At 63.4% G+C, this 26,506-nt stretch carries 22 protein-coding genes; 18 read left to right on the plus strand and 4 right to left on the minus strand.

Annotation, left to right across the window (positions count from 1 at the left end; translation table 11 throughout):
• Window positions 1–37 precede the first annotated feature (37 nt).
• From NKI22_RS05855 to NKI22_RS05865, 3 genes are read left to right on the plus strand one after another with little or no spacing between them, the layout of a single operon-like run.
• Window positions 38–1,024, plus strand: a complete 987-nt coding sequence (locus tag NKI22_RS05855) for an ABC transporter permease (RefSeq protein ID WP_352493998.1) — start codon at window positions 38–40, stop codon at window positions 1,022–1,024.
• 4 nt (window positions 1,025–1,028) lie between these two features.
• Window positions 1,029–1,823: an ATP-binding cassette domain-containing protein gene (locus tag NKI22_RS05860; RefSeq protein WP_023716805.1), complete on the plus strand. Its 795-nt coding sequence runs from the start codon at window positions 1,029–1,031 to the stop codon at window positions 1,821–1,823.
• Between the two features lie 50 nt (window positions 1,824–1,873).
• A complete protein-coding gene (locus NKI22_RS05865) occupies window positions 1,874–2,896 on the plus strand; it encodes a LacI family DNA-binding transcriptional regulator (protein WP_352810320.1) in 1,023 nt (340 codons plus the stop codon).
• 544 nt (window positions 2,897–3,440) lie between these two features.
• Here NKI22_RS05865 and NKI22_RS05870 read toward each other — a convergent pair.
• On the minus strand, window positions 3,441–4,022 hold the full coding sequence (locus NKI22_RS05870; protein ID WP_023716803.1) for a TetR/AcrR family transcriptional regulator: 582 nt from the start codon (window positions 4,020–4,022) through the stop codon (window positions 3,441–3,443).
• A 252-nt stretch (window positions 4,023–4,274) separates the two neighbouring features.
• Here NKI22_RS05870 and NKI22_RS05875 point away from each other — a divergent pair, with 252 nt between their 5' ends.
• The 7 genes from NKI22_RS05875 to NKI22_RS05905 all read left to right on the plus strand — a co-directional run bounded on the left by NKI22_RS05875 (window position 4,275) and on the right by NKI22_RS05905 (window position 14,105).
• Window positions 4,275–4,550 (plus strand): hypothetical protein, encoded by a 276-nt coding sequence (locus tag NKI22_RS05875; protein WP_023716802.1) that lies wholly within the window; start codon window positions 4,275–4,277, stop codon window positions 4,548–4,550.
• Window positions 4,544–7,723 (plus strand): efflux RND transporter permease subunit, encoded by a 3,180-nt coding sequence (locus NKI22_RS05880; RefSeq protein ID WP_023716801.1) that lies wholly within the window; start codon window positions 4,544–4,546, stop codon window positions 7,721–7,723. Before NKI22_RS05875 ends, NKI22_RS05880 begins: the two co-directional genes overlap by 7 nt.
• 16 nt (window positions 7,724–7,739) lie before the next feature.
• Window positions 7,740–8,894, plus strand: coding sequence for an efflux RND transporter periplasmic adaptor subunit (locus tag NKI22_RS05885; protein ID WP_352639057.1), 1,155 nt, complete (start codon window positions 7,740–7,742; stop codon window positions 8,892–8,894).
• 259 nt (window positions 8,895–9,153) lie between these two features.
• A complete protein-coding gene (locus NKI22_RS05890) occupies window positions 9,154–9,879 on the plus strand; it encodes a GntR family transcriptional regulator (RefSeq protein WP_023716799.1) in 726 nt (241 codons plus the stop codon).
• A gap of 51 nt (window positions 9,880–9,930) precedes the next feature.
• The gene (locus NKI22_RS05895) at window positions 9,931–11,037 is read left to right on the plus strand and encodes a mandelate racemase/muconate lactonizing enzyme family protein (protein WP_352484096.1); all 1,107 of its coding nucleotides are present in this window, start codon (window positions 9,931–9,933) and stop codon (window positions 11,035–11,037) included.
• Window positions 11,038–11,262: 225 nt separating this feature from the next.
• Window positions 11,263–12,585: an NAD(P)H-dependent oxidoreductase gene (locus tag NKI22_RS05900; protein ID WP_023716797.1), complete on the plus strand. Its 1,323-nt coding sequence runs from the start codon at window positions 11,263–11,265 to the stop codon at window positions 12,583–12,585.
• Between the two features lie 20 nt (window positions 12,586–12,605).
• The gene (locus NKI22_RS05905; RefSeq protein WP_023716796.1) at window positions 12,606–14,105 is read left to right on the plus strand and encodes a xylulokinase; all 1,500 of its coding nucleotides are present in this window, start codon (window positions 12,606–12,608) and stop codon (window positions 14,103–14,105) included.
• Here NKI22_RS05905 and NKI22_RS05910 read toward each other — a convergent pair.
• Window positions 14,095–15,057, minus strand: coding sequence for a sugar-binding transcriptional regulator (locus NKI22_RS05910; RefSeq protein WP_031193335.1), 963 nt, complete (start codon window positions 15,055–15,057; stop codon window positions 14,095–14,097). The genes NKI22_RS05905 and NKI22_RS05910 overlap by 11 nt on opposite strands.
• Window positions 15,058–15,349: 292 nt before the next feature.
• Here NKI22_RS05910 and NKI22_RS05915 point away from each other — a divergent pair, with 292 nt between their 5' ends.
• From NKI22_RS05915 to NKI22_RS05935, 5 genes are all read left to right on the plus strand, one after another.
• A complete protein-coding gene (locus tag NKI22_RS05915; RefSeq protein WP_198030454.1) occupies window positions 15,350–16,333 on the plus strand; it encodes an ABC transporter permease in 984 nt (327 codons plus the stop codon).
• Between the two features lie 149 nt (window positions 16,334–16,482).
• The gene (locus NKI22_RS05920; protein ID WP_352484098.1) at window positions 16,483–17,421 is read left to right on the plus strand and encodes a sugar ABC transporter substrate-binding protein; all 939 of its coding nucleotides are present in this window, start codon (window positions 16,483–16,485) and stop codon (window positions 17,419–17,421) included.
• A gap of 33 nt (window positions 17,422–17,454) precedes the next feature.
• Window positions 17,455–18,963 (plus strand): sugar ABC transporter ATP-binding protein, encoded by a 1,509-nt coding sequence (locus NKI22_RS05925; RefSeq protein ID WP_023716792.1) that lies wholly within the window; start codon window positions 17,455–17,457, stop codon window positions 18,961–18,963.
• Window positions 18,964–19,089: 126 nt separating this feature from the next.
• Complete coding sequence (locus NKI22_RS05930) at window positions 19,090–19,854, plus strand: SDR family oxidoreductase (protein ID WP_023716791.1); 765 nt, start codon at window positions 19,090–19,092, stop codon at window positions 19,852–19,854.
• Window positions 19,855–19,862: 8 nt separating this feature from the next.
• Window positions 19,863–20,648 (plus strand): glucose 1-dehydrogenase, encoded by a 786-nt coding sequence (locus NKI22_RS05935; RefSeq protein ID WP_023716790.1) that lies wholly within the window; start codon window positions 19,863–19,865, stop codon window positions 20,646–20,648.
• 56 nt (window positions 20,649–20,704) lie between these two features.
• On the opposite strand, the gene NKI22_RS05940 is transcribed toward NKI22_RS05935, so the two are convergent.
• Both NKI22_RS05940 and NKI22_RS05945 read right to left on the minus strand, forming a co-directional pair.
• A complete protein-coding gene (locus NKI22_RS05940) occupies window positions 20,705–21,781 on the minus strand; it encodes a D-alanine--D-alanine ligase family protein (protein ID WP_023716789.1) in 1,077 nt (358 codons plus the stop codon).
• A gap of 291 nt (window positions 21,782–22,072) precedes the next feature.
• Window positions 22,073–22,255 carry a hypothetical protein gene (locus tag NKI22_RS05945; RefSeq protein WP_023716788.1) on the minus strand — a complete coding sequence of 61 codons (183 nt, stop codon included), beginning with the start codon at window positions 22,253–22,255 and terminating at the stop codon, window positions 22,073–22,075.
• 85 nt (window positions 22,256–22,340) lie between these two features.
• Between NKI22_RS05945 and NKI22_RS05950 the strand changes: the two genes are divergently transcribed.
• From NKI22_RS05950 to NKI22_RS05960, 3 genes are all read left to right on the plus strand, one after another.
• Window positions 22,341–23,315, plus strand: a complete 975-nt coding sequence (locus NKI22_RS05950; protein WP_023716787.1) for an ABC transporter substrate-binding protein — start codon at window positions 22,341–22,343, stop codon at window positions 23,313–23,315.
• A gap of 73 nt (window positions 23,316–23,388) precedes the next feature.
• Window positions 23,389–24,465 carry a quaternary amine ABC transporter ATP-binding protein gene (locus NKI22_RS05955; protein ID WP_023716786.1) on the plus strand — a complete coding sequence of 359 codons (1,077 nt, stop codon included), beginning with the start codon at window positions 23,389–23,391 and terminating at the stop codon, window positions 24,463–24,465.
• Complete coding sequence (locus NKI22_RS05960) at window positions 24,462–26,444, plus strand: ABC transporter permease (protein WP_352958292.1); 1,983 nt, start codon at window positions 24,462–24,464, stop codon at window positions 26,442–26,444. Before NKI22_RS05955 ends, NKI22_RS05960 begins: the two co-directional genes overlap by 4 nt.
• Window positions 26,445–26,506 lie beyond the last annotated feature (62 nt).

Consider the following 26,506-nt stretch of genomic DNA (forward strand, 5'->3'; position numbering starts at 1 on the left):
CCGTCTCGGCCAGTTCCAATCCTATCGCGGGTCCAAGGTGGAAAATCGTTCCCTTATCCAACGCTCGATCGCGCGGCCAGAGTTCGGGCCTTTCGTGCTGCTTGTCGTCGAGATTGCCGTGTTCTGGGGCATCAATCACGACTTCCTGTCGCCGCAGAACATCTCGAACACGCTGGCCTTCACGGTCGAACTCGGGCTGATCGCGCTGGCGATGACACTGCTGATGACATCGGGCGAATTCGACCTCTCGGTCGGCTCGGTGTTCGGCTTCTCGCCGGTCCTGATGTGGACGCTGTTCAACAGCGGTCTCACCTCGCTCGAAGCCGCCTTCGCCGTTGCCCTGGTGGTTGCCGCCTTCATCGGGCTGGTCAATGGCTGGTTCGTGACGCAGCTCAAGATCCCGTCCTTCCTGGTGACGCTGGGCATGCTGCTGGTGGTGCGCGGCACCGCTTTGTTCGTCACCAACGGGTTTCCGCAGCGGACCTGGAGCGCCGAGGGGAGCTGGCTGGCGGAAGCCCTGGTCGGCGATTTCTTCATCGGGCCGTTCCGTATCTATATGTCGCTGTTCTGGTTCATCGCGGCCGCCGTCGCGCTCGGCTACGTGCTGACGCAGAGCCGGATCGGCAACTGGATCCAGGCGGCCGGCGGCAACCCGAGTGCCGCAAGGGCGCGCGGCGTCAATGTCAGCGGCGTCAAGATCGGCCTGTTCATCCTGTCGTCGATCCTGGCCTCGCTTGCCGGCGTCATCAGCTCGCTGCGCACCTCGGCGGCCAACCCCAACAGCGGCACCGGCTACGAGCTCGAAGTCATCGCCATGGTGGTGATCGGCGGTACGGCGCTGACCGGCGGGCGCGGCACCATCATCGGCACAGTGCTCGGTATCCTGATCCTGCGCGTGATGCGCAACGGCATCGTGCTGATCGGTGTGCCGGGCCTTGCCTACAACATCTTCATCGGCGCTATCATCCTCGGCATGATGGCGCTCCACTCCTGGCTGGAACGCCGGCATCAGGCAGGGACTTGAGACGATGGTCGAGCCGCTGATCCGCATGACGAACATCCGCAAGTCCTATGGCCGCGTTCAGGCGCTGGTTGATGCCAATTTCCATGTCAACGAAAGGGAGATCGTCGGACTGCTCGGCGACAATGGCGCCGGCAAGTCGACGCTGATCAAGGTGCTGTCGGGCGCGGTCCCGCTGACCAGCGGCGACATCTTCATCCGCGGCAAGAGGGTAAATTTGCGCAGCACCAGCGACGCCATCGCCCACGGCATCGAGACGATCTACCAGGACTCGGCGCTGGTGACGCAACTGTCGATCGCCCGCAACCTGTTCCTTGGACGCGAGCCGATCAAGCCGCCGCGTTTCCTCAACCGCATGGACCAGGAGGCGATGAACGTGGTTGCCCGCGACCTGCTCAAGCAGGTCGGCATCTCGAAGAACATTCCGCCGACGACGCCGATCGGCTCGCTCTCCGGCGGCGAGCGGCAGGCGGTGGCGATTGCACGCGCCATGCATTTCGACAGCGACCTCATCATCCTCGACGAGCCGACCAACAATCTCGGCGTCGCCGAAACGCAAGGCGTTCTAAGCTTCGTGCGCAGCGCCCGCGATTCCGGCCATTCCTGCATCTTCATCGCCCACAACATCCACCACGTCTTCCAGGTGGTCGACCGCATCGTCGTCATGCGCCGCGGCAAGGTGGTCGCCGACGATATCGACCCGAAGAAGACCAGCGTCGCCGAAGTCGAACGCGTCATCACCGGCATGTCGGACAAGGAGATCCACGACGCGCTGGTCGAGCGCACAAAGCGGCACGACTGACCGCCGGCTGACCGCCGAGGCACTGGATCGCATCGCCACATGGTTGCGAGATGAAAGCCACCGTTTCGGATATTGCCAGGAGCTGCGGCCTGTCGACCGCGACGGTCGACCGTGTGCTCAACAACCGGCCGGGGGCGAGTGCCGCCAACCGGCAGCGCGTGATGGAGGCAGCCAAGCAGCTCGGCTATCTGCCGGTTGTCGACCAGGTCGCGTTGCCCTCACGGCCGGCACATCTCGAATTCTTCCTGCCGATCGGCAGCAATGCCTTCATGGCCGATCTGGCCAGGCACATCGAGGATTATGCGGCGCGCCTGCCGCTGGTCGCCTCCTGCCGCATCCACAAGCTCGCCGGGATCTCGCCGAGCGCCTTACAAGGGGCCGTCGAAAACCTCTCGCTCAAGGCGAACGGTGTCGGCGTCATCGCCATCGATCATCCGAGAACGCGCAACATCTTGCGCGAGATCGTCGAGGCCGGCATCCGCCTGGTCACGCTGGTGTCCGACGTTCCCGGCGCGCCCCGCTCGGCCTATGTCGGCATCGACAACCGGGTGGCCGGCCGTACCGCGGCGCTGCTGATGGGACGGTTCCTCGGCGGCCGCCAAGGCCATCTGGCGATGGTGGTCGGCTCACGTTCCTATCGCGGCCACGAGGAACGTGAAATGGGCTTTCGCTCGGTGCTCGGCGAGGAGTTCCCCAATCTGACCGTCACCAGTGCCGTCGAGATCAACGACGAGCCGGAGGTCAGTTATACCGCGACCATGAAGGCGCTGCACAACCAGCCGGAGCTGCTCGGCATCTACTGTATCGGCGCCGGGCGCTCGGGCGTGGCAAAAGCATTGCTCGAAGCCAGGCCGCAGAAGAAGCCGGTGTTCATCTGCCATGACCTGACGCGCGAAACGCGCGGCTATCTTGTCGACGATCTGCTCGACGTCGTCATCGACCAGAATGCGCGGCTGATCGCGGAACAGTCGGTCATTCGCCTGCTCGGCTCGATTGCCTCGTCGGCGCCCTATCTGACGCGGAAATTCATCGAGCCGCGCCTGATCTTCAAGGAAAATGTCCCGGTGCAGTGATGCCGCGCGAGGGCGATGTTCGCTCGGCCTCGATCGTTAAAATTCGGCTGATACCGCAAATCTGCACATCAGCTATGCAACTTTTGTGGTTGCCGAATCATTGGGCAATCGATACTTTCGGAGGTGTCGGCCATCTACTCCTCCCAGATGCGATGCCGACGCTGAGTGCGGTACACCTCCTCCCGTGCCGTATTCGAAATCGAGCCCGCTGCCACCTCCTCCCGGCAGCGGGCTTTTTTCGTTCCAGCTCCGAGGTATCGGCCAAGGCTGGGGCCATCACCGGGACGAGTATCGATCCGCGAATCGATGGGCCTTCGCTGAGATCGCCACGGCTTTTCCGGGCGGAATCCTGTCACACTTGTCACTCTCACCAATTCGCTGCCGGCCCTATCTTGCCTCACAACCAACAAGCAATACGCCGCGCAAGGAATGGCGCGGCGGCAGACGGAGAAGTGTGGTGACGACACATCCGAATGGGACGAAAGAGCGCTCGGCGGCGCGGCTCGTAACCAACGAGCTGTCAATGGTTTCGCCGCTTGCGAGACTATCTGGCCCTGAAAGAAGTGATCAGGCCTTCCGCCATGCGGACGAACTGCGCGCTCGGGCCCTCGGCGCCAACGCTTTGCAGGCTGACACGGGCGCCCTCGAGCAGAAGCGACAGCGTGTCGGCGAGAAGTTCGGCCTGGCCGATGCCTGCATCGCGACACAGGGAGACCAGCCGCTCGCGCTGCGCTTCCTTGAGTTCCTTGATCACTTGCCTTGCCGGATGATCGGTCTCGCTCAGCTCGATGGCGGCGTTGGCCATGTCGCAACCGCGACGATCCGACATCAGGCAATCGGCCGCCATCCGGACCCAGGCGTGCAGCTGCGCCAGTTTGTCGCCCGGATTCTCGGCCTCGAACTTTTCCCACATCGCGTTGGCGCTGCAGGCGGTCGCCCGCAGACATTCGATGATCAGGTCGTCCTTGGACTCGAAATGCCGGTAGAGCGTCATCTTGTTGGTACCGGCGGCCTCGGTGATGGCGTCGATGCCGACGCCGCGAATGCCATGCTTGTGAAACATGTCCCGTGCCGTCTCCAGGATCCTGTCCCGGGGGCGAACACGCTCCACAACACCGTCTGTCATCAAAACCTCCGTGATTGCGTTTCCCGAAATTCCCTCGGTGCACCTCTTGACTAGGGTGTTACCGGTCTGTAACGTTAGAGATGTTACTTACCTGTAACACCCGCATTGCATCATGTCAAACTCGCAAGTGCCGGCCATCAGCCCCGCCCAATCGGCAAGGGGACGAACCGCACCTTACGGCCTCGGCCGGCGAGCAAGAGAACACCCGATCCGCGGCCTGCCGCGGATCGCCAAAAACCAGGAGCCGCTTCGATGTCGCAGCGCAATGATCTGACGATCGATGAAGTCGTGAAGGATCCGATGATCCGCATGCTGATGAAGGCCGACCGCGTCGACCCGCGGTCTTTCGAGGCGATGCTGCGTGCGCTGGCGGACGAGCAGGCCGAGCGCCGCAACGCGCCGCGTCGCCCGCTGCAAGATTTCGGCTTTCTCGAAGATTCCGGCTCAACGCGCAGCCGGCGACTGTCCAGGGTGGCCAGGGCCTTTGGCCGGGCCAGAGCATCGGGCGAGGCGTGCATCTCATGGTAAACTTCTTCATTCATCGTCCGATCTTTGCGTCGGCGATCGCCATCATCATGGTGCTCGCCGGGGGCATTTGTTATTTTCTGCTGCCCGTCTCGCAGTTTCCCGACATCACGCCGCCCCAGGTCGTGGTCAGCGCACACTACCCGGGCGCCAGCGCGCAGGTTGTCGCCGACACGGTGACGACGCCGCTCGAACAGCAGATCAACGGCGTTCAGGGCATGACCTATATGTCGTCGTCGAGCTCCAATGACGGCTCCTCGACGATCACCATCACTTTCGAGGTCGGCTATTCCCTGAGCACCGCCGCCGTCGACGTCCAGAACCGCGTTTCGCAGGCGGCTTCCTCGTTGCCGGCCATCGTCAACCAGGGCGGCGTGACGATCAAGAAACAGAACCCGAACTTCGTCCTGATCGTCGACCTCACCTCCCCGGACGGCTCCGTCAACCCAGTCACTTTGAGCAATCTCGCCTACCTGCAGGTGGTCGATCCGCTGAAGCGCCTGCCTGGCGTCGGCGACGTGCAGATCTTCGGCGAGCGGCGCTATTCGATGCGCGTTTGGCTCGATCCCGACAAGCTCGCCAATCTCGGCATCACCGCCGTCGACGTGCAGAACGCCGTCGCCGAGCAGAACGTCCAGGTGGCGGCCGGCAAGATCGGGCAATCGCCGGCTCCGGCCGGCACCGCTTTCGAGATGCAGGTCAACGCCGTCGGCAGGCTGAGCGACCCCAAGGAGTTCGGCGACATCGTCGTGCGGGCCAATACCGCCAACGGCTCGTTGGTGCGGCTCCGCGACGTTGCGCGCATCGAGCTCGGCGCGCTGCAATATTCGTCGTCGGCCTTCTTCGGCAAGGACCCGACGGTGGTGCTCGCGGTCTACCAGATGCCGGGCTCCAACGCGCTCGATCTGCAGCAGCGCGTCAAGGACAAGATGCAGGAGCTGTCGGCCCGCTTCCCGAAGGGGGTCAGCTATGCCATGCATTACGATACGACACGTTTCGTATCGGCGTCTATGCATGACGTGCTGATCACGCTCGGCGAGGCGCTGGTCCTGGTCGTCGCGGTGGTGTTCATCTTCCTGCAAAGCTGGCGCACCACGATCATCCCGACGATCGCGATTCCGGTGTCGCTGGTGTCGACATTAGTCGTCATGTACATGTTCGGCTTCTCCCTGAACATGCTCAGCCTGCTCGGCATGGTGCTGGCGATCGGCCTCGTCGTCGACGACGCTATCGTCGTCGTCGAGAATGTCGAACGCCAGCTCGAGGCCGGCCTCAAACCGCTGGCTGCCACGCGTACGGCGATGGCCGAGGTCACCGGACCGATCATCGCCACGACCGCCGTGCTGATGGCCGTGTTTGTGCCGGTTGCCTTCATCCCCGGCGTTTCCGGCCGGCTCTACAACCAGTTTGCCCTGACGGTCGCGATCTCCTTCGGCATCTCGGCCTTTGTCTCGCTCACGCTTACTCCGGCGCTCAGCGCGGCGTTCCTGCGCCACCGGCCTGAAACGCAGTTCGTGCTGTTCCGCTGGTTCAACATGGGCTTCGAACGGCTGTCGCATGCGTATGCGAATGGCGTGCGCATTCTCATCCGTCTGCGCTGGATCATGCTTGGCCTGTTCGCGGCCGGACTTGTCGCGACCTATTTCGTCTGGCAGCGCCTGCCCTCGACCTTCCTTCCGGTCGAGGACCAGGGCTACTTCTTCGTCGTTATCCAGCTCCCCGACGGGGCCTCGCTGGAACGCACCGATGCAGTGGCGCAAAAGGCACGCGACATCCTGCAGAACACGCCCGGCGTCGACATTGTCGGCTCGATCAGCGGCTTGAACTTCCTGACCAGTGCCGCGCAGTCGAACTCGGCGGTCGAATTCGCCATCCTGAAGCCATGGGACGAACGCGGTCCCGACCAGAGCGCCTCGAAGCTCGTCGCCGACGTGCGCAACAAGCTGCTGCAAATTCCGGAGGCTTTTGCGCTGAGCTTCGACCCGCCGTCGATCCCGGGCATCGGCACCACCGGTGGCTTCGAGTTCCAGGTCGAAGATCTGACCGGCCGCGGCAGCGTGGCGCTCAACGATGCGACGCAAGCTGTGATTGCCGAGGCGCGCAAGCAGCCGGAGCTCAACCCACAGCAATTGTTCTCGTCGTTCTCGACCTCGACGCCGCAGTTCAACTACGATCTCGATCGCGCCAAGGCAAAGCTGCTCGGGCTCAACCTGCCGGACGTCTTCAACACGCTGCAGATCTATCTCGGCTCGCTTTATGTGAACGACTTCAACCTGTTTGGCCGCACCTTCCGGGTGACGATCCAGGCCGACAAGGACTCTCGAGCCGGTCCGGCCGACATTTCGCGGCTCTATGTCCGCAATGCGTCGGGTGGCATGGTGCCGCTGAGCACGCTGGGCAAGCTTGTGCCCATCGTCGGCCCCGAGACCGTGCCGCACTACAACAACAATGCGTCGGCCCTGATCAATGGCGGCGCCGCCCCCGGCTTTTCGTCCGGTCAGGCGGTGGCGGCAATGGAACGTGCCGCTGCCACGGCGTTGCCGAGAGATTTCGGCTACGAATGGACCGGCATCACCTATCAGGAGCTCAAGGCGGGATCGATCGCATCCGTCGTCTTCGGCCTCGCCATCGTCTTCGTTTTCCTCATCCTTGCCGCGCAATATGAGAGCTGGGCGATGCCGTTCATGGTGCTGCTGGCGGTGCCGCTCGCATTGTTCGGTGCGTTCGTCGTGCTGTGGCTGCGCGGCATGCAGATCGACGTCTACTCGCAGATCGGCTTCGTCATGCTGATCGGACTGGCGGCCAAGAACGCGATTCTGATCGTCGAGTTTGCCCGGCGCCGGCGCGAAGAAGGCCTCAGCATCGTCGACGCCGCGATGGAAGCGGCGCGGCTGCGGCTGCGGCCGATCCTGATGACCGCCTTCGCCTTCATCCTCGGCGTGCTGCCGCTGATGTTCGCCACAGGTGCGGGTGCCGCAAGCCGGCAGTCGATCGGCACCACCGTCTTTGGCGGCATGGTCGCGGCGACCATTCTGTCGCTGGTGTTCGTGCCGGTCTTCTATGCGGTGATCGAGCAGCTGCGCGAGCGCCGCAGCGAGAGCGAACCGGTCTCCGAAACGACTGAACAACCAACCGCCGAACCCGCCTTCGAGCCATTGGCCGAAGCGGCTGAATAGGACTGGAGAATCGATCATGCGTAAATGGAAAATCGCGCTGGGAACGGCCGTCGCCCTTGGGGCGATTTCGATGGCGAGCGTTCACTTGCTCGACATGGGCAGTCTCAGCCTCAACGCCGGCACAGCCGGGGCGGCAACACCCAAGCCGGAAGCCTTTGTCATGCCGGTGCCGGTGGTGAGCGTCGTCAAGAAGACGATCCCGATCTATCTCGACTATGCCGCTCGGGTGGAGCCGATCCGCAGCATCACGCTGCAGGCGCGCGTGCCGGGCTATCTACAGGAGCAGGTCGCCACCGACGGCAGCGACGTTGCGAAGGGCGACCTTCTCTACAAGATCGCCCCGGAGGATTTCCAGGCTGCCCTCGAGCAGGCGAAGGCGCTTATCCAGCGCGACACGGCAACACTCGACTATGCGCGCTCCAATCTCGGGCGCGGCAGCGAGCTCGCCAAGAGCGGCTATCTCGCCAAGGACGTGTTCGACCAGCGCACCAGCACCTTGCGCGAGGCTCAGGCCTCGCTCGCCGTGAACCAAGCCGCCTTGCGGACCGCCGAGCTCAATTTGAGCTATACCGAAATCCGTGCCCCGTTCGCGGGACGCATCGGACGCAGCCAGGCTTCCGTCGGAACGCTGGTCAGCGTTGCCGGCACGGTGCTCAACTCGCTGGTGCAGCTCGATCCGATCTACGTCACCTTCAATCCGAGCGAAACGGACCTGACCCAGATCGAGGAAGCTCGGGCTGCGGGACCGATCAGTGTCGACGTCCTGCTTCCCGGTGAAACCGAACCGCGCCAGAAGGGCGATCTTACCTTCATGGACAACACAATCGATCGCTCGACCGGCACGATCACGGCACGGGCGACGGTCGGCAACGGCAAATTCACGCTGCTGCCCGGGCAGTATGTCCGCGTCCGGCTGCACGTCAAAGAGCAGCCCGATGCGCTGATGGTGCCGCAGACGGCACTCGGCTCAGGCCAGCTCGGCAAATACCTCTATGTCGTCGGCAAGGACAACACCGTCGACCAGCGCATCGTTTCGCTCGGACCGACCAATGGCGATCAGGTGGCCATCTTGAGCGGCGTAGCCGAAGGCGACCAGGTGATCACCGGCAATCTGCAGAAGATCGGCCCGGGAATGCCGGTCTCGCCGCTACCCCAGAAACCGGCCACCTGATAACCCCCATCAGGTCCGGTCCCGCGGCGCCCTCGGCTCCCACGCCGAGGGCGCCGTTTTCTTGCTGAGCAGGGTCGGCAAGATTGGCCTCATCGGCGCACTCGGCCTTGGCAGGAGCCATCAAGGCGCAAATAGAGCGGGCCGTGACGTACCCATCTGCCGCAAGCTGCAGGCCAGCGGAGAACCTGAACCCGCAATTACCCTCTTGTTAGATTGTCGACAATCTGCTTGTGTAGCTTTTGGTCTCCTGGAGCACCGAATGGCGAAGCTGGATTTCAGTCCGATCGCGGATACGACACGCCGGGCCGAGATCGTGGCGCTGCTCCGGCGCGCGATCCTGACCGGCCAGTTAGAGCCAGGACAAAAACTCAACGAACTCAGGATTTCCGAGCAGATGCGGGTGAGTCGTGCGCCGCTGCGTGAGGCGATGCGCGAGCTGGTGCAGGAAGGCATCCTGACCAGCATCCCCTACGCCGGAACCTTCGTCATCGACGTTACCGCCAAGGACATCGACGATGCCTATTCGCTCAACAAGGTGCTGGACGAATTCGCCATCGAGCGGACCTGGCCGCTTCGCGACCAGCGCTTCTTCGACGAGATCGACCGGCGGCATGCGGCGGTGAAGCAGGCGACGCGCGAGTTGGACACGACGCGGCAGATCGAAACGGCGCTGCAACTGCATGGACTGATCCACGAATGGGCCGACAACTCGGTGCTGCTGGAAACCTGGCAGCGGCTGGCCAGCCGGCTGCAGATGTATTTTGCGCTGCACCAGCGGGCCCGCAACGAGCCGGTGCCTGCCGAAGACGCTCACGAAACCTATGTGCAGTTGCTCCAGGGCAGCGACATGCGCGCTGCCCAGCGCCACGCCAAGGAGCATATCGATTTGGATTTCGAGGAACTGCTCGCCTATGCGCGCGGGCTGGAAGAGCGCGGCTCAAAGGGCGCCGGTGCCGATCGTAGCGGCCGGCCCGAAGGCGGTTGAAACCGACAAGTTTGGCGGGTCATCCCGGAACATAGGCAACGGACAGAAAACGTGCAGATCAAAACCATCAAAGCCTACCATGTCGTGCAGCCCTTCGTTGACGGGCCTTATCGTATGTCCAAGGGGCGCGTCGCCGATGCGTTCGACGCGGTGATTGTCGCCGTCATCGCAGATAGCGGGCTCACCGGCTGGGGCGAGATGGCGCCGCTCGGCAATTTTTATTCACCGGCGTTCGCCGCCGGCACGCGCGCCGGCGTCGTCGAGATCGCGCCGCATCTCATGGGCCATGACCCACGCGGGCTTGCCGGGATCAACAGGCTCATGGATACGGTGTTCAAGGGCCATCCCTACGTCAAGTCGGCGCTCGACATGGCATGCTCGGATCTCGCGGCGCGCGCCGCCGACGTGCCGCTGGTTACGTTGCTTGGCGGACGCGAGAGCGAGACGGCCGAACTCTACAAGGTCGTCACCCATGGCACGGTCGACGCGATGGCTGCACTTGCCAAGCGCATCGTCAAAGACGGCTTTCATCGACTGCAGGTCAAGGTCGGCGGCAACGTCCATGACGACATCGAACGCGTCACAGCCGTCGCCGCCGCGGTGCCGAAGGGCACCGTCATCTTCTGCGACGCCAATGCCGGCTGGACGCCTTACCAGGCACGCCAGTTCGTGGATGCGACGCGCACCATCGACTACACGTTCGAACAGCCCTGCACGACGATCGACGAATGCATGTCGGTGCGCCGCTCGCTTGACAAACCGATGGTGCTCGACGAATCCGTCGCCTCGCTGGACGACATGCTCGACATCCACCGCAAGCGCGCTGCCGACGGGCTGACGCTGAAGATCTCGCGGCTCGGAGGAGTGACCAAAACGCGCCAAATCCGCGACCTCGCCGTCGATCTCGGCTTCATGATCACCGTCGAGGACACTGGCGGCGCCGAGATCGACACATCGGCCATGGCGCATCTGTCGCTGTCGACGCCCGAGGAGCGCCGGCTGCACGCCATCGCCTTCCACGAATGGGTGACGGTGCGCACCGCATCCAATATGCCGCCGGTCTCGGGCAGCCGCATGGGCATTCCGGACGGGCCGGGACTTGGCATCGATGTCGTTCCCGACCTGCTCGGCGCGCCCTTCTTCGAGATCGGCAGCTGAGGTAGAGACCGCGCCACCTCAAGGCAACGTCGAGCAACCCGCATCGGTCGGCGCCGTCCGGCTACCTGCAGAGGTCGTGCCCTGACCGGCAGCTGACCCCAAGCGATCGGCCATTCCAGAGCGGGAATGTCCCAATTGCAGGTTGAAATATTTTTCATTTGGAAATAGGAATGTTCAAAACGTTGATTTGGACGCTGCGGCGCGTCAAGAACTGGAGGAAGCGACATGTCCCATCCGCAATTTGCAGCGGAACTTCTGCAGCGCGCTGAACAGCAGGGGCCGATCACCATCGGGCTTGCCGGCGCCGGTCAGATGGGCACCGACATCGTCGTCCAGGTGGCACTGATGCCGGGCATGCGGATCGGCGCTATTTCCGAGGTCAGGCCGCAGGCAGCGATCGACGCGGCGCTGCTCGCTGGCCACGACCGTTCCGACATCGTCCAGGCCGGCAATGCGGCGGCGATCGACCGCGCCATCGAGGCCGGCAAGATTGCGGTGACCGAAGATTTGCACGCGCTGGCGGCGGCCGGCCGGATCGACGTCATCATCGACGCGACGGGCAATCCCAATATCGGCACGCTGTTCGCGCTGGAAGTGATGAAGAACGGCAAGCACATCGTCATGCTCAATGTCGAGGCCGACATCACGATCGGCCGCTTCCTCAAGGACGAGGCACGCAAGGCCGGCGTCGTCTATACCGGTGCCGCCGGCGACGAGCCGGCCTGCACGCTGGAGATCATCGGCTTTGCCAAAAGCCTCGGCTTCAACATCATCGCCGCCGGCAAGGGCAAGAACAATCCGCTGAAGATCGACGCCATGCCGGCCGATTACGAGAAAGAAGCGGCCGAGCGCAACATGAATGCGCGCATGCTGGTCGAATTCGTCGACGGCTCGAAGACGGCCATCGAAATGGTGGCGATCGCCAATGCCACCGGCCTGGTGCCCGACGTGCCGGGCATGCACGGCCCAACCGCAACGCTGGAGGAGCTCGCCAGCGTGCTCTGCCCGCGCGAGGATGGCGGCGTGCTGCATCGCAAGGGCGTGGTCGATTATTCGATCGGCAAGGGCGTGGCGCCCGGCGTGTTCTGCATCATCGAGACCCAGCATCCGCGCGTGCTGGAGCGCATGATCGACCTCAAGGTCGGCAAAGGCCCCTATTTCACGATCTTCCGGCCCTATCATCTGACCAGCCTGGAAGTGCCGCTGTCGGCGGCGCGCGCCGTCGTCTACAAACGGGCCGACATGGAGCCGCTCGACCGTCCGGTCGCCGAGGCGGTGGCGGTTGCCAAGAGCGATCTTGGCGTCGGCCAGTCGCTCGGCATGATCGGCGAGAACGACTATCGCGGCTTCGCCATGACATGGGAAGATGCACGCGCCCGGGGCGCGCTGCCGCTCGGCCTTGCCGAACGGGCCAAGGTGGTCAAGCCGCTCAAGATCGGCGATTTCCTGACCTATGAAAATTGTGTACCCGACGATTCGATGGTGATAACCCAGATCCGCCGTCGTCTCGATCAGTCGGACGGACGGTTCGCTACCAACGCGGCTTGACCCCGCCGGATCTCCGCCTGATGGACGATATCGTAATCGGGATCGACGCCTCGACCACGGCCGTGAAGGCGATTGCCTTCACCCGCGACGGCGAGGAGCTGTTCCAGGCGCGCGAGACTTATCCGCTTTCAAATCCGAAGCCCAGCCATTTCGAGCAGGACGCCGAACATTGGTGGACGGCGCTGCTTGGCGCATTGAAGCAGGTCACTGAGGCGGTCGGCGCTTTCCGCGTGGCGGCGATCTCCATTGCCCACCAGCGCGAGACCTTCACGCTGGTCGACAGCGCCGGCAAACCACTTATTCCGGCGATCCTGTGGCTGGACGAACGCGCCCGGCCGCAGGTTATCAGGCTTTCGGCCGAACTCGGCCGCGAGGCGATCCGCGACTGGAGCGGCAAGCCGCCGGACCCGACGCCGGCGCTCTACGCCATCGCCTGGCTTGCCGAACACCAGCCTCAGGTGCTTCACCAGGCAGCGGCACTGGTCGACGTGCACGGTTTCTTCGTCCAGCGGCTGACCGGGCGATTGGTCACCAGCACCGCAAGTGCGGATCCGCTCGGGCTCCTCGACGTCGAGAGAGGTACCTGGCATCCCCGCCTCGTTGCGGCCGCCGGACTGCAGATGGAGCAATTGCCCGACCTGGTCGCGCCGGGCGCAATTTGCGGCGGGCTTTCCGCAACCGCGGCGCAACTGACCGGCCTGAGGGCCGGCACGCCGGTCGTTGCCGGCGCTGGGGACGGCCAGGCGATGGGCCTCGGCATGGGCGTCTACGGCGAAGGCAAGAGCTATCTCTCGCTCGGCTCCGGCGTGGTCAGCGGCTGCTATTCCGGCAAGGTGAAAACCTCGGACGCCTTTCGCACGCTGGTCTCGCCGACCGGTTCCGGTTTCATGCTGGAGACAGTGCTGCGTTCGGGCATGCAACTGGTCGACTGGATTGTCCGCACGACCGGTTCGCCGTCGGCGGCAGCACTGGAGAAAGCGGCGCTGGAGGTTGCCGCTGGCAGCGAGGGCCTGCTCGTCATGCCCTATTGGGCCGGCGTCATGAGCCCCTATTGGGATGGTGCCGCGCGTGGCGCCATTGTCGGCCTGTCGCTCGACCACCGGCCGGAGCATCTTTTCCGCGCTGTCCTGGAAGGCATCGCCTTCGAGCAGGCCGTTGCCACCGAGGCCATGGAAGCCCAGGCCGGCGGACAGGCGGCGATGATTGCCGCCGGCGGCGGCACCAATTGCGTACTCCTCATGCAGATCATGGCAAGCGTGCTCGAGCGGCCGATCTCGGTTTCGCCGGTCAACGAAGCCGCCGCACTCGGCGCCGCCATGCTGGCGGCCGCCGCGGTCGGCTGGTTTGCCTCGCCGGAAGCCGCCGCAAAGGCAATGGCTGCCGCTCCCACCATGCATGTCGACCCGGTCGATGGACTTGTTGCCGGCTATCGCGGCCGCAAGGCAATCTACCGCGATCTCTATCAAGCGACGCGCGATATCCACGTGCGGCTGAGTGCTCTCAACGCGACTAGCGGTTGAGCAGCCCCTTTGCCGCATCCTCGTCGGTGATCAGAACCGATACCTTGGTGTTGGCGAGTGCTGCCCGCATGATGGCAATCTTTTCCTGCCCTCCCGACACCAGGATGATGCTCGGGATATCCGACAGATCCTGCAGCGGATAGGCACAGACGCGGCGGTTCACCTCGTGGTCGACCGGGCGGCCCTCGGCGTCGATGAAATGACACAGAATATCGCCGACGGCGCCGGCCGCCTGCAGTTCCTCGAGTTCGCTTGGCTTGATGAAGCCGTAATTGGCGATCGGGCTGTCGTTGGAAAACGAGCCGACGCTGAGCACGGCAATGTTTGCCCGGCGTGCACGGAAGACAACGTCCTGAACGCTGCGCTGGCTCATGAACGCGTCGCGCTGTTCCGGCCGGTCGGCATAGACCGGCACCGGCAGCAGGAAGCACTCCGCACCGATCTTCTCGGCGAAATCCCAGGCGCTTTCTGTCGGGTTGAGCGGCTGTGCATGGGTCAGGCCGCCAAGCATCGAAACCACCGTGGTCCTGGCGATAGGCCGCCTTGGCAACTCATTGATGGCGAATTTCAGCGTCCGCCCCCAGCCCAGCGCAATGACATCGCCGGCATTCACATGGTCGGCCAGATAGGCGGCGGCGGCGTGGCCGATCATCAGCGGTGCGTTGCTTCGGTCGGCAGCCGACGGCACCACAACAGCCTGGCTGAGCCCGAACCTCTGCTTGAGGCTTTCCTCCAAAACCACGCATTCGACGACGCTGTCGCGGATGCGAAACTGGACGACACCCTCTTCGCGGGCGGCTGAGAGAATGCGATGTACCTTGATGCGGCCGACGCCAAGAATTTCGGAAATCCGCTCCTGTGTAAGACCCTCGACATAATAGTGCCAGGCGGCGCGGGCCTTGAGTTCGGCGTCGGGAAAGCGCGAGGCTCTTTCGTTCTCTACGATCGTCATCTGTTTGCCTTGCCGCAGCCGCCGGCTCTGCTCATGATATTCCAATCCGGCGACTTCGAAATGCCCAAGATTTCCGAGACCTTGCGTAAGGCAAACCGGCGGACAGCGCAAACCGTCGTCGAATGAAACGGCAGGCCTTGACAATTTTCCGACGAACAGTTTAGCTGAACAAAATTGCATGTTAAAGATAAATTGTTCACATGGAGGGGCCTGGTGAACAAAGTGGCCCGGTGATGCAGCGCCGGATTGCTGTGGAGGAGACGAAGTGGCTGTGAGCAACGACGCAAGCGAGTTGAAAGCAGGCTCTGGTACGCAGGCCACGACGGGCGCAAAGTTTTCGGCTGTCTTTGCCGGAACCATGGGCCCGCTGATCGGGCTGGTCCTGCTGTGCCTGGCGCTCTCGCTGACCACCGATACGTTCCTGACCATCCGCAACATCCTCAACGTGCTCGACCAGGTTACCGTACTCGGCATCATGGCGATCGGCATGACGCTGGTCATCCTGATCGGCGGCATCGACCTGTCCGTTGGCTCGGTGCTGGCGCTGGCTTCCATGGTGATGGGCTTCGTCGCCCATCCGGACTATCTCAATCTCGGCCTGCCGGCCGGCATCGCCGCAGCCCTCGTCGTCGCCGGCCTTTGCGGGCTGGTTTCGGGCCTGCTGGTGACGGTCACCAAGCTGCCGCCCTTCATCGCCACGCTGGCCATGATGTCGGTGGCGCGCGGTCTCGCCAATATGATCACCGACGGCTCGCAGATCGTCGGCTTTCCCGACTGGTTCACCAGCCTGTCGATCATCCGCCATTTCGGCTTCCTGTCGGTCACCGTCGGGCTGATGATCGTGCTTGCCGTCATTTTCGCGATCTTCCTGAATTATCGCGCCACCGGCCGCAGCCTCTACGCAATCGGCGGCAGCGCCGAAGTCGCCCGGCTGTCCGGCATACCGGTCAGGTCGCTGACAAACTGGGTCTATACGATCTGCGCCGTGCTGGCCGGTCTCGCCGGCATCGTGCTTGCCGCCCGGCTCGATTCCGTCCAGCCGAGCTCCGGCCTTGGCTACGAGCTCGACACCATCGCGGCGGTGGTTATCGGCGGCGCCAGCCTGTCGGGCGGCGTCGGTTCGATCGGCGGCACCGCCATCGGCGTCCTCATCATCGGCGTGCTGCGCAACGGGCTGAACCTGCTCGGTGTCTCGCCCTTCATCCAGCAAGTGGTTATCGGCGTGGTGATCGCGCTGGCGGTGGCCACCGACACCTGGCGGCGCAGAGCACAATGAAAAATGGGGCACAATGAAGAATTGGGCTCAATGAGATTCACCCGGATATTCGGGCGAAAACGGATCGGTGATCCGAAACTGGGAGTTGTTCGGCCACGGGGCGCCGCGATGCGCGGGCAGGACAGATTGAACATCAACGGAGGAATAACATGCTGACTAAACGTTCATTGCTGCTTGCCGCCGCGGCCATCATCCCGCTGCTTAGCCTGTCCGACATGGCCTCGGCCAAGGAAGCCAAGAAGCTCGGCCTCGCCGTCGCCAATCTGCAGGCCGACTTCTTCAACCAGATCAAGCAGTCCGTCGAAGCCTACGGCAAGGAAAAGGGCATCGAGGTCGTCACCGTCGACGCCAAGGGCGATTCGGCGACCCAGGTCAGCCAGGTGCAGGATCTGATCACGCAGAATATCGATGCGCTGATCTACATTCCGGCCGGCGCCACCGCCGCCACCGTGCCGACCAAGACGGCCAAGGCTGCCAGCATCCCAGTCATCAATGTCGACCGCAACGCCGACGGCGCGCCCGGCGACACCTTCATCGCCACCAATAGCGTGGCATCGGCGAAAGCGGTTTGCGACTACATCGCCAAGCAGGCCGGCGGCAAGGGCGAGCTGATCATCATCCACGGCCAGAAGGGTACGACGCCCGAGGTCGATCGCTCGAAGGGCTGCGGCGAAGCGCTGAAGGGCTATCCCGACATCAAGGTCGTCGGCGAATTGTGGAGCGAAGGCTGGCACCAGGACGAAGGTTTCAAGCTGACGCAGGATCTGTTGCAGTCGCATCCCGACGTGTCGATCGTCATCGGCCAGGCCGATGCGCTGGCGCTCGGTGCGGCGCAGGCGGTCAAGGTCGCCAATCCCGGCCACAAGGTCTGGGTTGCCGGCTTCGACGGCGACGTGGCGGCGCTCAAGGCGCTGAAGGACGGCGTCTTCGACGTGACGGCGACGCAGCAGACCCAGGGCATGGGCCGGCTTGCCGTCGATGCGGCAATCAAGCTGGTGGCCGGCGAGACCATTCCCGCAGAACAGCTGCAGGATGCGACGCTGACCACCAAGGACAATGTCGAGCAGTTCATCGCCAAGCATCCCTGATTTAGACCAGTCCGGCAGTCGACGAGCGCAACAATGTCCACCGAACCTCGCCACACGCACAGCCCCAATCTGGGTCTCGTCGTCAGCGGCCTCTGCAAAAGCTACGGACCGGTGCAGGTCCTGGCCGATGCGAGCTTCGAGGTGCGGCCGGGCGAGGTCGTGGCGCTGCTTGGCGAAAACGGCGCCGGCAAGTCCACCGTCTCGAACATCATCGCCGGGTCGACCAAGCCCGATGCCGGCACCATCACCTGGCGGGGGAACGCTTATTCCCCCGCCAATCCTGCCGCGGCGATCGACGCCGGCATCGGCATGATCCACCAGGAGCTGAAGCTGCTGCCGGATCTGTCGGTCGCCGAAAACGTCTATGTCGGGCGCCTGCCGATGCGCGGCGGCCGCATCGACCGCGCGGCAATGAATGCACGGGCATCAGCCCAGTTGAAGCGCCTCGGGCTCGATGTCTCGCCCGAGCGCAAGGTGCGCACGCTGCGTATCGCCGCCCAGCAGCAGGTCGAGATTGCCAAGGCGCTGACGCTCAATGCCGAGCTGCTGATCTTCGATGAACCGACGGCCGCCCTTGGCGGCGAGGAAACGGAGCTCCTGTTCCAGCAAATCCGCAAGCTCAAGGCGGAAGGCATGTCCTTCATCTATATCAGCCACCGGCTGGACGAAATCGCCCAAATCGCCGACCGTGTGGTGGTGATGCGCGACGGGCGCATCGTCGCGCGGCACGAGCGCGCCGACATTCCGGTGCGCACCGTTGTCGAGCAGATGGTCGGCCGCAGCGTCGAGCGGATGTTCCCGACTTTGTCGGCGCCCCGCAACGACACGCTGCTCGAGGTCGAGAACCTGTCCTCGCCGGAACGCAGTTTTCAAAATGTCAGCTTTTCGGTGCGGGCCGGCGAAATCCTCGGCATTGCCGGGCTGATCGGCGCCGGCCGCACGGAGCTGGTGAGGGCGATCGCCGGCGCCGACCCGATCTCATCCGGCTCGGTGCGCGTCGCCGGCAAGCCGGTGCATCTCAATGGGCCGGCGGCGGCGATCAAGGCCGGCGTCGTGCTCGTGCCGGAAGACCGCAAGGCGCAAGGCGTGGTGCTCGACCAGACGATCGGCGAGAATCTGGCGATCGGCAATTTCGACCATGTCGCGCCGAATGGCTGGGTGTTCCCGAAGGCGGTGCAGAAATTCGCCGAGGCCGGTATTCGCCGGCTCGGCGTCAAAGGCCGGCCGAACCAGGCGGTCAGCAAGCTTTCAGGCGGCAACCAGCAGAAGGTGATCATTGCCAAATGGGTGTCGCGCCCGCCCAAGGTGTTTATCCTGGACGAGCCGACGCGCGGCATCGACGTTGGTGCCCGCGCCGCGATCTACGATGTCATCGCCGACCTTGCCCGTTCCGGCATGGCGGTGGTGGTGGTGAGTTCCGACCTCGAGGAAGTGCTCGGCCTGTCGCATCGCGTGCTCGTGCTGAGCCGCGGCCGTCAGCGCGGCATTCTCGACCGCAGTGATGCGAGCAATGTCGCCGTCATGGAACTCGCCACAAGCTAGGACAGCCCATCGAAACAAAGCGCAGCAGGTGGTATCCTCCCGGGCACCAGACCGCGCGGGGCGCCAGCAACAGAGTTGGCGCCCCTTTATTTCCGGAGGACGGCGGTTGGAGGAGAGGGACCGACGATGAAACTATTCGAACTTCATGGTGACGTGGCACTTGTGACAGGCGCCGGCAGCGGCATCGGGCAAGCAATCGCCATCGGCCTGGCCGAAGCCGGCGCCGACATAGCCTGTTTCGGTCACGCCTCCAAAGGCGGGCTGGAGGAGACCGCACACCAGATCACAGCACTCGGCCGCAAGGCACTGGTGCTGACTGGCACGGTGACTTCAGAGGCCGATTTGGCGGCTGCGATCGAGCGTACGGAGGCTGAGCTCGGCGCGCTGACCGTCGCCGTCAACAATGCCGGCGTTGCCGCTGCCGAGCCGGCCGAGACGCTGTCGCTGGAGAAATGGCAGAAGCTCTACGACGTCAATGTCAGCGGCGTGTTCCTGTCCTGCCAGGCCGAGGCCCGTGCCATGCTGACGCGGCGCAAGGGCTCGATCATCAACATCGCGTCGATGTCGGGCTCGATCGTCAATCGCGGCCTGACCCAGGCGCATTACAACTCGTCGAAGGCCGCGGTCATCCACATGTCGAAGAGCCTCGCCATGGAATGGGCCGATCGCGGCCTGCGCGTCAACGTCGTCAGCCCCGGCTACACGCTGACGCCGATGAACAAGCGGCCGGAGGTCGCCGACCAGGTCAGGATCTTTGAGCGCGACACGCCGATGGGCCGCATGGCGGCGCCGGAAGAGATGGTCGGCCCGACCGTGTTCCTGGCCAGCCGCGCCGCGAGTTTCGTCACCGGCATCGACCTGATCGTCGATGGCGGCTTCGTCTGCTGGTAGGAGAAAAAATGCAGAAGCGATTCCAGGGAAAAACGGCGGTGATCACCGGCGCGAGCGGCGGCATTGGCGCGGCAATGGCCAGGCGCTTCGCGGCGGAAGGTGCTGCGGTCGTCGTCAGCGCCATCGACGCGCGCGTCGAAGAGGTTGCCGCCGATCTGAAGACTGCGGGCGCCAAGGTCGCGTGGATGCGCATGGACGTGACCAAAAAGGACGAAGTCGTCGCGCTCTACGATCTGGCCGAGCAGGAGTTCGGCCGCGTCGACATCTCCGTGCAGAATGCCGGTGTCATCACCATCGCCAGGATCGAGGCGATGACCGAGGCAGAATGGGACAAGGTGATGGCGGTCAACACCAAGGGCGTGTTCCTGTGCTGCCAGGAGGCGATCGCGCGCATCCGCAAGCATGGCGATGGCGGCCGGCTGATCAACACCGCATCCGGCCAGGCGCGGCAGGGCTTTATCTACACGCCGCATTATGCGGCCTCGAAATTCGGCGTCGTCGGCATCACCCAGAGCCTCGCCAAGGAAGTGGCGAAGGAGAAGATCACCGTCAACGCGATCTGCCCCGGCATCATCGACACCGATATGTGGGCCTATAACGATGCCGCATGGGGCAAGTTGATGGGCGACTACAAGCCCGGCGAGCTGATGGCCGAATGGGTGGAGAACATCCCGATGGGCCGCGCCGGCAGCGGCGAGGACGTCTCCGGCCTGGTCAGCTTTCTCGCCAGCGACGATGCGGCCTATATCACCGGGCAGACCATCAATGTCGATGGCGGCCTGATCATGTCGTAAGATACGACACAGGCCAACGTTCCATCCGCCGGGATCTGAAAGCCGCTTCGCTGCATTCAGGCTGCTCGGCCGGCCCGCGCCAATCCATGTTCCACGAGCCGGTCGATGATTTCGGAATAGCTGACGCCGCTTGCCGCCATTGCCTTGGAGTACATGCTGATATCGGTGAAGCCGGGGATGGTGTTGATTTCATTGACCAAGAACTGCATGTCCGGTGTCAGGAAAAAGTCGATGCGCGCCATCCCGTCACAGCCGACGGCTCTGAAAGCCCTTGCAGCCACATCCCGCATGCTTGCCTCGACCTCGGGCGGCAGTTCGGCCGGCACTTTTAGCGCCGCGCCGTTCTCGTCGATGTATTTGGCATCGTAGCTGTAGAAACCGTGGCTTTCCGCCGGCACGATCTCGCCTGGCCGCGAGACGAACAGGTCGCCTGCCGGGTCCTCCAACACGCTACATTCGATCTCGCGCCCATGAACGAATTCCTCGGCCAACAGCTTGCAATCGTGCTGGAAGGCTTCAGCAAGCGCCCCATCGAATTCCTGGCTGGCATTGACCTTTCTGACCCCGACAGACGACCCCTGACGCGCCGGTTTGATGAAGAACGGCAGGCCGAGTTCGCTTTCTAGTATGGCGAGGGCAGGCGCCGCACCTTCATAGACCGTCACTGAGCGCGCGATTGGCAGACCCGCCGCTTTCAGGAGCCGCTTGGTGATATCCTTGTCCAGTGCGGTTGCTGAACCCAGGATGCCGCAGCCGGCGAGCGGCACCAGAGCCACCTCGGCCACCCCCTGTACCGAGCCGTCTTCGCCATGGGGGCCGTGCAGGACGGGAAACAGGATGTCGATCGTTGGCAGATCATAGGGCGTGCCGTCGGCCGGGATCGCCATCATCCGTCCGCGCCCACCCGGAAGCAGGCAAACTTCCGTGCCGCCTGCAGGTTTCGCGAGCTTACCATCCTGAAAGCTGCTCAGCCGCCACCGTCCCTCGCGCGTGACGAAGATTGGGACGGCATCGTATTTGGCAGGCAGCAGCGCACGCATGACATTGGTTGCGGAAAGCACCGAAACGTCATGTTCGGCGGAACGTCCGCCAAAGAGCACGGCAATGCGCAGTCTGTTCAAGGAAGAGGTCATGCAAGCCTCGGAGACGATCTGGTGTTGAAAGGGTCAGAAGCCGACGGCGATACCGCGGTTGGCGAAGAAATAAGGCGCTCTGGTCTGCTGCATTGTGTCGATATCCTGTCGTCGCGGCTGGTAACCCGATGACTGGCAACCTTGGCTTTTTTCGAACCGATCTAAGGGTTCATGCAAAAAGACGGCCGTGAAATTGGCGCAGGCGTTAATCGTTGCGCCACGTGAACGTTGGTATATATAATTTCATCTCATGAAAGTGGCTCTGGCAAATTACAGAGCCAACAGCCGAGATCATGGGACTTTGATGGTTTGCACCTCAAGACCGGCGATCGATCCGTGGATCACTGCCTCGGCAGCAATCGTTCGGCAGTCATGACGCGGCCGGTCCCGCCACATCTTCACCAATTTGGGCACCACGCCGTTTTGCGCCGGCATCCGCTTCGGCAGCATTGTGGCGCCGACGGCCTTGCGCAACGACCAGCTTTTCCAACACAATCAAAAAAAGACGCAAGAAGGGAACGAACGATAACGTCCACCAGAGCTTGACAGGAGAACAAGCATGTTACTTCGGAGCATGATTTCGAAACTATCAATGGGAGCCTTGGCGCTTGCCGCAGCAAGCGCGCTGACACTACCGGCACAAGCAGCGGCGCCGGAATCCAACGACCCGATCAAGATCGCGCTGTTCGACTGGACCAGCGTCAATCTGAACGCCAAGATCCTCGGCGGCATCCTCGAAAAGCTCGGCTATACCGTCGAGTACCCGACCGCCGACTATCTCTCCAGCCTGACCACCGGCCTGACCAATGGCGACATCGATGTCGGCATGGAGTTCTGGGACACGACGGCCGGCGAAGCGATGAAGGCCTCGGATGCGACCGGCCAGACCGAACGTCTCGGCAAGCTCGGGCCCAAGGCCAAGGAGGAATGGTGGTTTCCTGAATATATGAAAGAGAAATGCCCGGGCCTGCCGAACTGGGAGGCATTGAAGGACCCGAAATGCGCCGAGACCTTTTCGACGGCGGAAACAACACCGAAGGGGCGCTATCTCGGCGGCCCTGTGACATGGGAAGGTTTTGACGACGAGCGCGTCGAGGCGCTGAAACTGCCCTTCACCGTCATCCATGCTGGCACCGATGCAGCGATGTTCGCCGAACTGGACTCGGCCTATCAGCGCAAGGCGCCGATAATGCTGTGGATCTATTCGCCGCATTGGGCACCGGCCAAATACAAGGGCGAATGGATCGAATTCCCCGACTATACTGTAGAGTGCTACACCGACCCGAAATGGGGCGTGAACCCCGATGCGAAATACGACTGTGGCAAGCCGCATGGCGAGATCTGGAAATATTCCTGGGCCGGCATGAAGGACAAATGGCCGGTCGCCTACAAGGTCGCCAAAAACTACACGGTCGATACCGACGAGCTCAACAAGATGAGCGGCGAGATCGATCTCGAAGGCAAGACGCCGGAAGACGTCGCCGCCGCCTGGATCGCCGCCCACGAAGCCGACTGGAAAGCTTGGGCCGAGTGACCGTCTGACTGGAAATCCGACGGCCCGGCCATTCGTGGCCGGGTCTCGATCCCTATTCCAGAAGGACGATTGCATGACCGATACGATTGAACGCGCGGCGAAAGCGGGCAACGATGCCCGCCCGATAAAGCTTGCCTGCCGCAATGTCTGGAAGCTGTTCGGGGCGGACGCGGCCAATTTCATCCGCCGGCGCGACGGCAAGGCCAGCCTGGCGGACATCGCCGCTGCCGGACTGGTTGGCGCGGTGCGCGCCGTCGATCTCGAAATCCGGCAAGGCGAGATCTTCATCATCATGGGACTTTCGGGATCAGGCAAGTCGACGCTGGTGCGCTGCATGTCGCGGCTGATCGAGCCGACCCACGGCAAGGTCGAGTTTGAAGGCAAGGACCTGCTCAAGATTTCCGATGCCGCGCTGATCGAGCTGCGACGCCACCGCATGGGCATGGTGTTCCAGAATTTTGCCCTGCTGCCGCATCTCAACGTACTGGAGAACATCGCCTTTCCCTTGGGCATCCAGGGGCAGGACCGGCCGACGCGCGAAAAGCGGGCTCGCGAGGTCATCGAGTTGGTCGGCCTGCGCGGCCGCGAGCATTTCTATCCACGCGAGCTTTCCGGCGGCCAGCAGCAGCGTGTCGGCATCGCCCGCAGCCTCGCCACCAAGCCGGAAATCTGGTTCCTCGACGAGCCATTCTCGGCGCTCGATCCGCTGATCCGCCGTGAGATGCAGGACGAGCTGATGCGGCTGCAGACCATGCTGCACAAGACCATCGTCTTCATCACCCATGATTTCGACGAGGCCATCCGGCTGGCCGACCGGATCGCCATCATGAAGGACGGCGAGGTCATCCAGATCGGCACGCCGGAAGAGCTGGTGGTCAACCCGGCGACGGATTATGTCGCCGAATTCACCCGCGACGTCGACCGCGCCAAGGTGATCTCGGCCAAGAGCCTGATGCGCGCCTGCGACGGCGCTGAACATGGCGGCACGGTCGCGCCCGATGCCAAGATCGCCAGTTTCTCGGCAGATATCGTCTCTGCCGGCAAGCCCTTCGCGGTGGTCAACGGCACCGGCAAGCCGATCGGCGAGGTAACGCCGCAGGCGGTGATCGATCTTCTCGCTGGCATCGAACGTCCCGGAGCCGGCGCATGACGGTCACGGCAAGCGCGAGCGCAGCGAGGCCGCGGCAGGGTCAGACCTGGCTGGTGATCTGGGCCTGCGCGCTCGCCGCCGTGCTTGTTGTCTTCCTGCTGCAGGAAAGCCTGCCCTGGACGGTCAATTACCCAGCCAATGCCGTCATTCCCGTCGCCGACTGGGTCAGCGCGCTGATGAACTGGGTGAAGTCGAACTTCTCCTGGCTGACGCGCTCGCTCACCGCCGTGCTCGGCGTGCCGCTCGATTTCGCGCTCAATCTTCTCGCCAAGAATTTCAAGATCGGCCATGGCGCGGATATGATCGTCTTGCCGCGCCTGTCCTGGGTCGGCGTCTGCGCTGCCGCGTACCTTGCCGGCCGCGCTGCCGGCGGCTGGAAGCTGGGCGCGCTGGTCGGCGGGTGTTTTCTCTACATCGCGCTGTTCGGGCAGTGGACCAGCGCCATGCTGACGCTGGGCCTGATCTCGATCGCTGTGCCGTTTTGCATTGTCACCGGGCTGTTCGCCGGCATCTGGGCATGGCGCAAGCCTTGGGCAGAAAGGCTATTGATCTCCCCTGCCCTCGATCTGATGCAGACGATCCCAACCTTCGCCTATCTCATCCCGATGCTGCTTTTGTTCGGCAACAGCCCAGTCTCGGCAATGATCGCGACGGCAATCTTCGCGACACCGCCAATGGTGCGGGCGACGATGCTGGGCCTGTCGCGGGTGCCGTCGGAGATCGACGATTTCAGCGAGATGGCCGGCTGCACGGCACGGCAGAAGCTGTGGCGGGTGCTGTTGCCGTCGGCGCGGCCGACGCTGATGGTCGGCGTCAACCAGGTTATCATGCTGGCGCTCAATATGGTGATCATCGCCTCGATGATCGGCGCCGGCGGCCTCGGCTATGATGTGCTTTTGGCGCTGCGCGCGCTCAAGGTCGGCGAGGCGATGGAGGCAGGCCTCGCCATCGTCGCACTGGCAATTGCGCTCGACCGGCTGAGCCAGGCGATCGCGCACAATCACGCCAAGGGCAATGTCTATCAGGACGTGAGCCCGAGCTTCTGGCGCCGTTATCCCAATCTGACGCTGGCCGTTGCCATCCTTGCCGTCAGCACACTGTTCGGCCTGTTCGTGCCGGCCTTCGCGGCGGTGCCGAAGGCGATCACCTTCACCACCGCGCCTTTGTGGAAGGCGGCGGTGAACTGGATCACCATCAACTTCTTCGACACGATCGAGGCGTTCCGCGTGGCGCTGATCCTCAATGTGCTGAACCCGGTGCGCGCTCTCTGCGAGGGCTTTCCGTGGCTGGGCGCGGTTTGTCTCCTCGGCCTTGCCGGATACCAGCTCGGCGGCTTGCGCTTCGCCGCCCTGGTCGCGGCATTGACAGCGTTCTGCGCCGTCACCGGCCTTTGGGAAAAGACCATGGCGACGGTCTACCTGTGCGGCATCTCGGCCTTTATCGCTTGCCTGATCGGCATCCCTATCGGGCTGATGGCATCGCGCAGCGACCGCTTCGAAAAGATCGTGACGCCGGTCATCGACACGCTGCAGGTGCTGCCGTCGTTCTGCTTCATCATTCCGGTGGTGATGCTGTTCAGAGTCGGCCACGTCACCGCGATGATCGCCACCGTCGCCTTCGCCGTGGTGCCGGCCATCCGCTACACCAATCACGGAATCCGGCAGGTGCCGCCGGCGCTGATCGAGGCGGCGAAGGTTTCCGGCTGCACCAAGCGCCAGACCTTCTTTCGCGTGCAGCTGCCGCTGGCGTTGCCGGAGATCATGCTCGGCGTCAACCAGACTATCCTGATGGCGCTGGCAATGATCATCATCTGCGCCATGGTCGGCACGCGCGATCTCGGCCAGGAAGTGTTCATCGCCCTGTCCAAGGCCGATTCCGGCCGCGGCATCGTCGCCGGCCTGGCCATCGCCTTCATCGGCATCGTCGCCGACCGGCTGTTCAATGCATGGACGGCCAAGGCGAGAGCGAGGCTGGGATAGCCGGGAATAGGACGGCCACAGGAAGCTGCCGTTAATGGCGCCCCGGTGACGAGTTACCGATC

This window comes from Mesorhizobium sp. M0778, assembly GCF_040320105.1.
Classification (GTDB): domain Bacteria; phylum Pseudomonadota; class Alphaproteobacteria; order Rhizobiales; family Rhizobiaceae; genus Mesorhizobium.